The sequence below is a fragment of the Pseudomonas sp. BAY1663 genome, assembly GCF_000582595.1.
GTDB classification, from domain to species: Bacteria; Pseudomonadota; Gammaproteobacteria; order Pseudomonadales; family Pseudomonadaceae; genus Stutzerimonas; species Stutzerimonas stutzeri_AF.
On sequence record NZ_AZSV01000060.1, the window covers coordinates 1 to 11,899 of the forward strand.

6 protein-coding genes and 2 pseudogenes are annotated in these 11,899 nt (G+C 66.9%); 1 reads left to right on the plus strand and 7 read right to left on the minus strand.

What is annotated here, in order from left to right; genetic code table 11:
- Positions 1–155: 155 nt before the first annotated feature.
- Positions 156–1,502: a metalloprotease PmbA gene (gene pmbA / locus BAY1663_RS15845; RefSeq protein ID WP_037042597.1), complete on the minus strand. Its 1,347-nt coding sequence runs from the start codon at positions 1,500–1,502 to the stop codon at positions 156–158.
- A gap of 112 nt (positions 1,503–1,614) precedes the next feature.
- Between pmbA and yjgA the strand changes: the two genes are divergently transcribed.
- On the plus strand, positions 1,615–2,136 hold the full coding sequence (yjgA, locus tag BAY1663_RS15850; protein WP_037042600.1) for a ribosome biogenesis factor YjgA: 522 nt from the start codon (positions 1,615–1,617) through the stop codon (positions 2,134–2,136).
- Positions 2,137–2,208: 72 nt separating this feature from the next.
- Here yjgA and tldD read toward each other — a convergent pair whose 3' ends face one another.
- From tldD to BAY1663_RS15880, 6 genes and pseudogenes are all read right to left on the minus strand, one after another.
- On the minus strand, positions 2,209–3,651 hold the full coding sequence (gene tldD / locus BAY1663_RS15855; protein WP_037042603.1) for a metalloprotease TldD: 1,443 nt from the start codon (positions 3,649–3,651) through the stop codon (positions 2,209–2,211).
- Positions 3,652–3,653: 2 nt separating this feature from the next.
- Positions 3,654–4,504 (minus strand): annotated as a pseudogene (locus BAY1663_RS15860) (carbon-nitrogen hydrolase family protein).
- A gap of 31 nt (positions 4,505–4,535) precedes the next feature.
- Positions 4,536–8,335: pseudogene (locus BAY1663_RS15865) on the minus strand (YhdP family protein).
- Positions 8,336–8,375: 40 nt separating this feature from the next.
- Positions 8,376–9,833 (minus strand): ribonuclease G, encoded by a 1,458-nt coding sequence (rng, locus tag BAY1663_RS15870; protein WP_037042606.1) that lies wholly within the window; start codon positions 9,831–9,833, stop codon positions 8,376–8,378.
- A gap of 87 nt (positions 9,834–9,920) precedes the next feature.
- Entirely contained in the window at positions 9,921–10,511 is a 591-nt protein-coding gene (locus BAY1663_RS15875; RefSeq protein WP_037042608.1) for a nucleoside triphosphate pyrophosphatase, read from the minus strand.
- 91 nt (positions 10,512–10,602) lie between these two features.
- Positions 10,603–11,751 (minus strand): PEGA domain-containing protein, encoded by a 1,149-nt coding sequence (locus tag BAY1663_RS15880; RefSeq protein ID WP_037042610.1) that lies wholly within the window; start codon positions 11,749–11,751, stop codon positions 10,603–10,605.
- Positions 11,752–11,899 lie beyond the last annotated feature (148 nt).

The window sequence follows — 11,899 nt, forward strand, 5'->3', positions numbered from 1 at the left end:
GCCGCGATGGCAACGCAGGTAGTTTTTCAACAGCCTGGTAGAGATTCGCTCGTTGGGCTTCGCTGCGCTCAACCCAACCTGCGTGGCTACACCTCAGTTGGGTCGGGCGGCGTTCCGCTGAAGCGCAAAGCGCCGAAGCCCGACCCGACATTCCCCTATTTCCCGGCCACCGTCATGCGCTCGATCAGCACCGAGCCGGTACGCACGTTGCCGCGCGTCTCGACATCGCAGCCGACCGCGACGATCTGGCGGAACATGTCGCGCAGGTTGCCGGCGATGGTCACTTCCTGCACCGGGAACTGGATTTCGCCGTTCTCCACCCAGTAACCACCGGCGCCCCGGGAATAATCGCCGGTAACCAGGTTGAGCCCCTGCCCCATCAGCTCGGTCACCAGCAGGCCGCGGCCCATGCGGCGGATCAGCGCGGCCTGGTCTTCGTCGCCATGGCTGACGAACAGGTTGTGCACGCCACCGGCATTGGCCGTGCTCGGCATGCCCAGCTTGCGCCCGGAGTAGGTCGACAGCACATAGGACAACAACCGGCCGTTCTCGACGAACGGCTTGGCGTAGGTGGCCAGGCCGTCGCCGTCGTAGCTGGCGCTGCCCAGGGCCCGCGGAATGTGCGGGCGCTCGTCGAGGCTCAGCCACTCGGGGAACAGCATCTGGCCGAGGGCATCTTCCAGGTACGACGCCTTGCGGTAGAGGTTGCCGCCGGAAATCGCCGCGACGAAGTGGCCGAACAGGCCGGTCGCCAGTTCGGAGGAGAACAGCACGGGCACTTCGCAGGTGGGAATCGGCCGTGCGCCCAGGCGGCGTACCGCACGCTCGGCGGCGCGCCGGCCGATGCTCAGCGGATCGGCCAGGGCCTCGCCCAGGCGGTTGACGTCGTAGTAGTAATCGCGCTGCATCTGCCCGTCGCTCTCGGCGATCATCACGCAGCTCAGGCTGTGCCGGGTGCTGCAGTAGCCGCCGATGAAGCCGTTGCTGTTGCCGTAGGCGCGGCAGCCCTGGTGGGTATTGAGGCTGGTGCCGTCGGCGTTGCGGATGCGCCGGTCGAAGGCGAAGGCCGCACCCTCGCAACTCAGCGCCTGCTCGATGGCCTGCTCGGGCGAGATCTCCCAGGGGTGGAACAGATCCAGGTCGGGCAGCTCGCGAGCCATCAATGCGGCGTCGGCCAATCCGGAGAACGCGTCTTCCGAGGCGTGCCGGGCGATGGCCAGGGCCGCCGCGACCGTTTCGCGAATGGCCTCCTCACCACTGCCGGTGGTACTCGCCGAGCCCTTGCTCTGCCCCACGTACAGGGTGATGCCGAAGCCCTGGTCACGGTTGAATTCGACGGTTTCCACCTCGCCCTGACGCACCGTGGTGGACAACCCCTGCTCCATGGAGACCGACACTTCGCTGGCACTGGCGCCCTGCCGGCGCGCCTCCTCGATGATGCGCTCGACCTTCTCGCGCAAACCGGGCAGCGCGTGCGGACCGATGCCCTCTACTTCGCTCATAAGAACTCCCAAACACTGCATTCGAATCAAGTTGCATCCCCGCGGCGCGCCCTTTGAAGCCTGCCGCCGGGGCTGCTGTTATCATGGCGGCATTTCCTACTGGACCATCCCCATGCCTGAACACTCCGACGTCGAAGATTTCGACGAGAAAAGCAAATCCCAGGTCAAGCGCGAGCTGCATGCCCTGCAGGAACTCGGCGAGCGCCTGACCACGCTCAAGCCCGACCTGATCGCCCGCCTGCCGCTGAGCGACGCCCTGCAGAAGGCCCTGGCCGACGCTCCGAAACACAAGGCGCACATCGCCCGTAAACGCCACATCCAGTACATCGGCAAGCTCATGCGCGACCAAGACGTCGATGCCATCCTGGCGCTGGTCGACCAGCTCGATGCCTCGACCCGCCAGTACAACGAGCGCTTCCATGCCCTGGAGCGCTGGCGCGACCGCCTGGTCGGCGGCAACGACGAGACGCTGGAAGCCTTCGTCGCCGAATACCCCGAAACCGACCGCCAGCACCTGCGCGGGCTGGTCCGTCATGCCCAGCACGAAGCGGCGCGCAACAAACCGCCAGCGGCGAGCCGCAAGATCTTCAAGTACATCCGCGACCTGGACGAAACCAAGCGCGGACTGAAATAAAGCCACGAGCCGGAAGCTGGAAGTTGGAAGCCGCAAGCGGCCCGTACTGCTTCCAGCTTCGGGCTTCCAGCTTCAAGCTCCCGTGCCCCCCACGGTGATCTCGTCGATCTTCAGCGTCGGCTGGCCGACCCCCACCGGGACCGACTGGCCGTCCTTGCCGCAGGTGCCGACGCCACTGTCCAGCGCCAGGTCGTTACCGACCATCGACACCCGGTTCATCACCTCCGGGCCGTTGCCGATCAGGGTCGCGCCTTTCACCGGCGCGGTCAGCTTGCCGTCCTCGATCAGATAGGCCTCGCTGGTGGAGAAGACGAATTTGCCGCTGGTGATGTCCACCTGGCCGCCACCGAGGCTGGCGCAGTAGATGCCTCTCTTCACCGAGCGGATGATCTCCTGCGGGTCGCTCTCGCCGGCCAGCATGTAGGTATTGGTCATGCGCGGCATCGGCAGGTGCGCATAGGATTCGCGTCGTCCGTTGCCGGTGGGCGCGACGCCCATCAGGCGGGCATTCAGCTTGTCCTGGATGTAGCCCTTGAGCACGCCGTTCTCGATCAGCGTGGTGCACTGGGTCGGCGTGCCCTCGTCGTCGACGCTGAGCGAACCGCGGCGGTCGGCCAGGGTGCCGTCATCGACGATGGTGCACAGTTTCGAGGCCACCTGCTGGCCGATCCGCCCGCTGTAGGCTGAGCTGCCCTTGCGGTTGAAATCGCCTTCCAGGCCATGCCCGACCGCCTCGTGCAGCAGCACGCCGGACCAGCCCGGGCCGAGCACCACCGGCAGGCTGCCCGCCGGTGCCGGCACCGCCTCGAGGTTGACCAGCGCTTGGCGCAGCGCCTCGCGGGCATAGCCCATGGCGCGATCCTCGCTGAGGAAATACTGGTAGCCGGTGCGGCCGCCACCGCCCTGTCCGCCGCGCTCGCGACGGCCGTTCTGCTCGACGATCACGCTGACGTTGAAGCGCACCAGCGGGCGGATGTCGGTCGCCAGGCCGCCATCCATGCCGGCCACCAGAATGTGCTCCCAGACGCCCGCCAGGCTTACCGTGACCTGCTTGATGCGCGGGTCCAGCGCCCGCGTGGCGACGTCGATGCGCTTGAGCAGCTCGACCTTCTCCGCGCGGCTCAGCCCGTCCAGGGGATTTTCGCCGCAGTACAACGCTGCGAAGGCGGCCGTCGACAGCACCTGCACCCGCCCCTGCTGCCCGCTGCGGGCAATCGAGCGGGCGGCCTGCGCCGCCTGGCGCAGCGCATCGGCGGTGATCGCGTTGCTGTAGGCGAAGCCGGTCTTCTCCCCGGACAGCGCCCGCACGCCGACGCCCTGCTCGAGGTGGAAACCGCCTTCCTTGACGATGCCATCCTCGAGCACCCAGGATTCGGACACCTGATCCTGAAAGTACAGGTCCGCGGCGTCGACACCCGGGCCAGCCAGCTCGCCCAGCAGATGCGGCAGATCATCGAGCCCCAGGCCGCCGGGCGTCAGCAGCCGCTCGGTGACGGGTAACAGCAGTTCACTCATATTCACTCCAAACTGTCCGTGCCCAGGCACGGTACGGAAAATCGGCGGTGATGCTGCACCGGCATGCGCTGGCGAAGGGCGACCTGCTCGGCCGCATCACGCTCGGCGACCAGTGCCACCTCGCCAGCCGCCTGCTCGCGCAGCAACCGGCCCCATGGGTCAACGATAGACGAATGGCCATGGGTGACGCGACCACCGGGATGCTCACCGCCCTGCGCGGCGGCCAGGACATAGCATTGCGTTTCGATGGCGCGGGCGCGTATCAGTGTCGTCCAGTGCGCCTCGCCGGTTACCGTGGTGAAGGCCGAAGGCGCACTGATCAGCTCGGCCCCCGCCGCACGCAGCGCGCTGTAGAGTTCGGGAAAGCGCAGGTCGTAGCACACGCTCATCCCCAGGCGCCCCACGGGCGTATCGGCCAGCACCAGGCGTTGCCCCGCCGCGTAGTCGTCGGACTCGCGATAACGGCGGCGGTTGTCGGCCACGTCCGCGTCGAACAGGTGCAGCTTGTCGTAGCGCGCCACCCGCTGGCCTGATCGTCGATCAGCAACGAGCAGGCGTTGGGCTTGCCCTGGGGGCGATCGTCCGGCGGCAGCGGCAGCGTGCCGGCGACGATCCATAACCTGAGGTCGCGAGCGGTCTGTTTCAACCAGGGCAGGATCGGCCCGTCGCCGGCCGCCTCGGCGCGGCCCAGCCGCGGCAAGTCGCTGCAACCCATGGCGGCGAAGTTCTCCGGCAGCACGGCCAGGCGCGCGCCTTCGGCGGCGGCCTGTTCCAGCAGGCGCCGCGCGCTGGTCAGATTGCCTGCTACATCGGCCTGGCTGGCCATCTGGATCACGGCGAGAGTCTGGATCATGGCTGAATTGACCACCGCAATGGCCGGCTGCTCAATTGGGTTTCTCGAATGGTTTGTCGTAGGTGATCTTCGGCGACTGCCAGGGACCTTCGACGTCGTACTGCACGCTGGCGAAACGCGCGACCCGGTCGCCGAGCAGCTTGTCGACCACGAACAGTGCGCCGCCGATGGCGGGCGCCCCGACGATCAGCGCCGCCAGCGGCAGATTGTTACTGATCGGCAGGGTTACCAGCAGCTTGGCATCGATCCGGTCCTGGAGCAGATCCAGTCGGCCGTTCAGCTCCAGGTTGCTGGACGGGCCGCTGACGCTGATCGGCTCGCGCGTGTCGAAGACCCCGTCGCTGGCCACCAGCAGACCGCCCACCCGGTCATAGCTCAGGCCCTTGCCGAACAGGTCGGAGAAATCCAGGCGCAGCGACGACCGATGGCGTTGAAATTCAGCAGGCCGAAGACGCGCAGCGCCTGCGCGCTGCCCTCGACCTCGACGAACTGCCCCTTGCGCAAGCGCGGTTGCATGCTGCCGGAAAAGCGCGCCAGGCCGAACCAGGCCGGCGATCCCGGCCAGCGCCCATCCACCTCCATGCGAAAGGTCTCGCTGGTGACCGAGGGCGCGAAGCCCCAGGCCAGTAGCACGTCGGCCAGGTTGCTGCCTTCCAGGCGCCCCTTGTACCAGGTCTGCGCATCGTGCCAGCCGCCGCTGCCGCCGATCTTCAGCCCCTTGAGATTCAGCTCGATATCGCGGAACTCGACGCCCCCGCTGACCGGTCGCAGCTTCAAGGCCCAGGCCCCCAGCGGATCGTCGCCCAGCGAAACCTGCTTGATGGCAATGTCCATCGGCGGCAGGTTCCGGGGGTCCACGTCCGCCAGCGGATCGGGCCGTGGCGCCTGGCTCTGCCCGGCCTGCGCCGCCGGCAGGCGCAGGTGCTCGAGATTGGCGAGCAGAACACCGCCAGTGACATCCGGCAGGCGCACCGTACCGCTGACGATCTGGCTGCGCAGGCCCAGTGTCCAGGCCTCGGTGGCGCGCCGCAGGTCCACGGCGAGATTATCGACACGGGTTCCGAAGCCCTCGAAACGGCCGATATCGACCTGCACCCGCCGCAGCAGCGAACCGGCTGTCTGCTGCGGGTCGCCCTGGCCATGGCGCTCGAGCACAGCCTGCCAGGCCTTCCAGTCCAGTTCCGACAGCGTGCCACGCACGTTCAAGCCGGCGAGCGTTGGCAGGTTCGCCGCGCCCGGCCCGAGGCGAAGCTCGCCGCGCCCCGCTGTCCAGTTGCCGGCCGGCGCGGCGAAGGCGAGCGTTGCCAGATTGCCGTATTGAACCCCGTAACGCCGCTCCGTGCCCTGCAGGGTCATGCGCAGCGACGTATCGCGGCGCTCCCCGGTAGCCTTGCCGAACGGGGCCGGCAATTCGATGTTCAGCCCCTGCAGCGAGGAGTCGACCTGCAACCGGCTGTCGCCGCCGGCGAGATTCAGCCTGAGCTGGTAGGGCAGCTCGCCACTGGCCGGCAATGATTGCTGCATACCCAGCCACTCGGTCAGCCGCGCCAGCGCCACGCTACCCTGGGCCTCGATGCGCGTGGCGGGCTTGCCGGGCGAACCGGTCGCCACGGCCTTGCCGCGCACCGTTCGGCCGAAGACCTGGGCGCGGATGTCCTGCGCGCTCAAGCCCGCCTGCGTGTCGTAGCGGAAATTGCCGGCGAGCTGTTCGAAACCGAGTGCCGGCTCGTCGATCCGCAGGGTCGCGCCATGGGTGGCGAAATCGACGGCAACCTGCGGCGTTCCCTTGCCCAGCGGAATCAGCAGATCGAGCGCCCCCTCCAGCGGGCCGCTGCCCTGCCAGCCGGCGAAGAGTTGGCCGGTGCCGATGGGCGCCTCCTGCAGCAGTTTCAGGCCATCGGCCAGGCTGCTGTCGACCTGCCCCTGCAGCGCCAGACGCGGCACCTGGCCCTTGTCGACATGCGGGATGTCCGCCGTCGCCTCATGTACCCGGCTGTCGAGTATCCGCCCCTCGGCGAGCCGTACGCGCACGCCGCTGTCTTCGATCAGTACCTCACCGCGCCCTTCGCGTAGCGCCGGCCAGCCCGGCTGGAACGCCAGTTCGGCATCGCGCACCTTGAAGTACAGGCTCAGGCTGCGGGCACTATCCGCCGCCCCTTTGTTCAGGGCGCCCTGGTACTGGAAATAGCCCTGCTCGATGGCGCCGCCGCGAATCGCCTCCTTGAGCCAGCTCGCCAACGCCGGGTTCAGCGCCGGGGAACGCGTCGGCAGATACTTCTCGGTGTAACGGGCATCGCCCTGGCTGAGCCCGACACGCAGATCCATGTAGTCCTCGGCCTGTGGATCGCGCCGCAGGCGGATCAGGAAATCCCCGGCAATGCGGCCTTCCTCGCCCTCGAGACGCAGATAGGGTGCCGCCAGGGTGAAGGCCTGCTCATCCAGCCGCCAGGTCAGCCGGCCACCACCCTGCCGGTAGCCCCAGGGAGCGGGAAACAGCTGCGCCAGGTGCAGGCTGAAGTTCTCGCTGTCCAGGCGTAGCTCGCCGCCGGCGAGATCGCCCTGGATGCTGCCGCTCAGATTCTCCACTGCCGGAATCCAGTTGTGCGCACCGAAGCCGATGGCATCCAGGTTGGCGGCAAAGCGCAGACGCTCGGGCGAATCCAGCTCATCCCGGTAATCGAGCTGCAGGTTACGCAGCATTCCGCTCGGCGCGAGCGCCGCCAAGGCCTCGCTTCCCGCCGCCGGCAGCGGGGCCAGCCCGTGGACCAGCGTGGCCAGTGGCGCGATCCCCAAGCGGTCGGCCTGCAGGCTCCAGCGCTGCTGCGCCTGGTCCTGTTGCAGGACGATCCGTGCGTCGCCCCAGCGATCGCCAGCGAGGTTGAACGCCAGGCCGTCGAACAGCAGCCGATAGCCCTGCTCGCGATGGTCGAGGTAGGCATTAAGTGCCAGGTCATCGAGTTGCAGCGGCGGGCGATCGGCATAGGCCGCATGCAATTGCGGCACGTTCAGCCGCAACACGGCGCGGTCGAGCCGCTGCCCACGCCAGCTGGCCCAGATCTCGCCACCCGCCTGCAACCGCGGCAGATGCCAGTCGCCGGTCAGGCGTCGAGGCAGCCAGGCCGCCCAGTCGCTTTGCGGCAGGCTCAGGTAGAGATCCGCCTCGGCCTGCCGCCAGCGTTGCGGCTGTACCCGGGCCTGCAGCCGCAGCGCCAGCGGCTGGCCATCGGGAAGGACGGTGCGTCCATCCAGACGCAGGCGCTCGCCGTCGATCCGCAGGCTGACATCGGTGTAGGTCAGGGTCAGCGGCGCTTCGCCGAAGGGCTCCAGGGTGAGCTGGCTATCGAGCAATGCCAGGCCACCGATCTTCTGCAGCGCCGCGAGCAGTTGCTGCGGGTCGGGCGACGGCTGCGCCTCGCGCGCCGGCAGCCCGTCGATGCGCCACGTGCCGTCGGCCGTCTCGGCCAGCACCAGATGTACGCCCTCGAACTCCAGCGAAGCCAGGCGCAGTTCGCGCGCCCAGAGGCTGCCCGCCAGGTCGGGGATGATCGCCAGACGGTCCAGGCGCATCGCGCCATCGCCCTCGCCGAGCAGCACGTCATGCGCCAGCAGACGCGGGGCGAAGCCCTCCCAGCGGCCTTCGAGCCGCCCGAGGGTCACCGGCATGGCGAGCAGCTGCTGCGCCCTCTCCTGCACTTGCGCGCGGTACTCGGCCACCAGCGGCACCAGCTGCCGCCCCAGGCTGACGTACAGCGCGGCCAGCACCAACCCGGCCGCGCCGATCCAGAGCAACTGGCGCGACAAGGTTATGAGGAAGACGGCGAGGCGATTCATGGGGCGGCGCTCCGCTCATCCCGGTCCTGGCTGGCGCTATTCAGAGCAGCACCACATCGTACTGTTCCTGCGAGTACATGCTTTCCACCTGGAACTTGATCGAGCGGCCGATGAACGCCTCGAGATCGGCGACGTTGCCGGACTCTTCGTCGAGCAGGCGGTCGATCACCTTCTGGTTGGCCAGCACCCGGTAGCCTTCGGCCTGATAGGCCCGCGCCTCGCGCAGGATCTCGCGGAAGATCTCGTAGCAGATGGTTTCCGGCGTCTTCAGCTTGCCGCGCCCCTGGCAGCACATACACGGCTCGCAGAGTACCTGTTCGAGGCTCTCGCGGGTACGCTTGCGGGTCATCTGCACCAGGCCGAGCTCGGTGATGCCGATGATGTTGGTCTTGGCGTGGTCGCGCTCCAGCTGCTTCTCCAGGGTGCGCAGCACCTGCCGGCGATGCTCCTCGTCCTCCATGTCGATGAAGTCGATGATGATGATCCCGCCCAGGTTGCGCAGCCGCAGCTGGCGGGCGATAGCAGTGGCCGACTCGAGGTTGGTCTTGAAGATGGTTTCCTCGAGGGTGCGGTGGCCGACGAAGGCGCCGGTGTTGACATCGATGGTGGTCATCGCTTCGGCGGGGTCGATGATCAGGTAGCCGCCGGACTTGAGCATGACCTTGCGTTCCAGGGCCTTCTGGATCTCGTCCTCGACGCCGTAGAGATCGAAGATCGGCCGCTCGCCCGGGTAGTGTTCGAGGCGGTCGCCCAGCTCGGGCATCAGTTCGCCGACGAACTGCCTGACCTTCTGGAAGTTTTCCCGCGAGTCGATGCGGATCTTCTCGATCCGCGGGTTGACCAGGTCGCGCAGCGTGCGCATGGCCAGCGAGAGGTCTTCGTAGATCACCGTGGGCGCCGAGGCGGTCTTGATCTGCCCGGCGATCTGTTCCCAGAGCCGGCGCAGGTAGCGGATGTCCATGAGGATCTCGTCGCGGCCAGCGCCCTCGGCGGCGGTGCGCAGGATGAAGCCGCCGGCCTCCTGGATACCTTCGGCGGCGACACATTCGGCAACGATCTGCTTGAGCCGCTCGCGCTCGGCCTCGTCCTCGATACGCAGGGAAATCCCCACGTGGCTGGTGCGCGGCATGTAGACCAGATAGCGCGAGGGGATCGACAGCTGGGTGGTGAGTCGCGCCCCCTTGGTGCCGATGGGGTCCTTGGTGACCTGCACCACCAGGCTCTGCCCCTCGTGCACCAGCGCATTGATCGGCTCGACGGCGTTGCCTTCACGCGCGGAAATCTCCGACGCATGGATGAAAGCCGCGCGGTCCAGGCCGATGTCGACGAAGGCTGCCTGCATGCCTGGCAGCACGCGCACCACCTTGCCCTTGTAGATATTGCCGACGATGCCGCGACGCTGGGTGCGCTCGACATGCACCTCCTGCAGGACACCGTTCTCCACCACCGCCACCCGTGATTCCATGGGGGTGATGTTCATCAGGATTTCTTCGCTCATTCTTGTTCTCGGCCGGTGGCTTGATATGCAGCGCTAGCTGATGGTTGCGGTCGATTCTAACCGCCATGCGTGCCGAAGCCACAGGCTCTAGCTTGAGCCTTTGGTCCAACGGGGAAGGCCGAACGCATCGAGAAGCTGCGCGGTTTCACACAGCGGCAGGCCGACCACCGCCGAATAGCTGCCCTGCAACTGGCTGACGAACGCCGCACCCCAGCCTTGAATGGCATAGCCGCCCGCCTTGTCCAGCGGCTCGCCGCTGGCCCAGTAACGCTCCGCCTCGGCTTCGACGATCGTGCGAAAGGTCACCTCACTGACGACCACGCGCACCTCGCAGGCCGCCCGGCGGGCCAGTGCCACCGCGGTCATGACCCGGTGCGTGCGCCCGGACAGGGCAGCCAGCATGGCCAGGCCATCGGCGCGACTCTCCGGCTTGCCCAGGATACGCTGGTCGAGCACCACACTGGTATCGGCGCCCAGCACACAGCCATCGCGGTCGTCCAGGCGGGCCAGGCCGGCCTGCGCCTTGGCCCGCGCGATGCGTTCGACATAGGCTTCGGGCGATTCGGCCGGCGACGGGGTTTCATCGACCGATACGTCGAGCAGGGAAAAGGGAACGCCGATCTGTGCGAGCAGTTCGCGGCGACGGGGAGATGCGGAGGCGAGAAACAGTGCGCCCATGCTGCCTGATCCTTGAAAATAAGCGGCAGGGTCGCATACCCGGGCGTTACGAGGAAAGCGCAAGGGCCCGGCCTAGCCGAGCCCTTGCAGATCAGAACTTGAAGTTGAGCACCTGGTCGCCCTTGAGCGACAGCGTGCGCTTCTGGGTGATGCCACCGGAGGTGACCTGGATGTCGTAGACGCCACTGTCGAGCACCAGCGAGACCGGCGTCGCGCCGTGCTCCTGGTCATTGATGCGGACCTGGTCGCCATATTTGTTGCTGCGCACGATCAGCGAATAGGTCTTGCTGTCGCACTGCTCGTAAGGCACGTCGAGGATCGCGCAGGGCATCATCTTCTTCGCGCTGACGGTCGCTTCGATGCTCACCTGAGCATTGACGGTGCCGTCCAGGCTCATGCTCGCCTGGGCGAAGTCGCTGCGGGTGCGGTAGCGATACCAGCCGGTATCCAGCGCCAGATCGGCGACCTGATCCTTGAGGTCCTCGGCGAGCACCCGCTGGTAGTTCTCCAGCACCCATTGCGACATCTGGCCGTCGTTGCGATGCTCGGCCAGGCAGTCGGCCAGGCTCTTGCTGGCCGAGCAACGGAAGGATACCGACTGTTCGAAGCGGATCGTCTTGTCCAGCTTGCGGGCGATGGCCTGGATCTTCTTGCTGTTGCGCTCACGGATTTCCGCTGCCAGCTGCGCCTTGAGACGCTCGACGTCACGCGCCGCCAGGGAAAACTTCAGGTGCTGGCTGCCGAGATCCTTCTCGATCGCATCGACACGCCCGCTGACGGTGGCTTCGGCCTCGGTAGTGCGCGCATGTTCGTCGAGCAGTTCGTTGAGCCGCTTGCGGTCTGCGCCCTGACCGAGGAAATCGTCGACCTCCATGCGGATGAGCTTCTTGCTGTTTTCCAGCTGCAGCCGGGCGGCGGCCTGTGCGCTCTTCTCGATGCGCAGGGCATCTTCGAGTTTCTGCTTGTCGAGCAGCAGGGCATCGAGTTCGGCGATCTTGGCCGCCAGCTGCTCCGCGCGGGGCGAGCCGTCCGATGCATCGGCGACTGTGGGCGTGGTGACCGGAACGGGTGTGGAAAGCTTGGCCAGCTGCGGCGCCTTTGGCTCGCCGTCGGCCTGGGAATAGCTGCTGCCGACCAGCAGCGTCAGCATCAGCGCCCCGACTGCACCGCTGCCAGCCATCACCGAACGGGCGCGACGAGAGCCTCCCGGTTTGGAACAAATCGAAACGTCAGCTTCCATACCCACTCGCCCGTGCTGTTGTACTTGTCGTCTGTCTGAAGGCAGAACCGATAATGGCGGAACGCCATAGTGGCGGCATGATTTCAGAAATGCTCTGCAGCTTCAAGGCAAGGGGCTTGCGCGACCACACAAAACCACACGAAAAGAA

Coding starts and splice junctions, on each gene's coding strand:
- pmbA (WP_037042597.1), bottom strand. CDS start 1,502: ATGAGCGAAGTAGAGGGCATCGGTCCGCACGCGCTGCCCGGTTTGCGC.
- yjgA (WP_037042600.1), top strand. CDS start 1,615: ATGCCTGAACACTCCGACGTCGAAGATTTCGACGAGAAAAGCAAATCC.
- tldD (WP_037042603.1), bottom strand. CDS start 3,651: ATGAGTGAACTGCTGTTACCCGTCACCGAGCGGCTGCTGACGCCCGGC.
- rng (WP_037042606.1), bottom strand. CDS start 9,833: ATGAGCGAAGAAATCCTGATGAACATCACCCCCATGGAATCACGGGTG.
- BAY1663_RS15875 (WP_037042608.1), bottom strand. CDS start 10,511: ATGGGCGCACTGTTTCTCGCCTCCGCATCTCCCCGTCGCCGCGAACTG.
- BAY1663_RS15880 (WP_037042610.1), bottom strand. CDS start 11,751: ATGGAAGCTGACGTTTCGATTTGTTCCAAACCGGGAGGCTCTCGTCGC.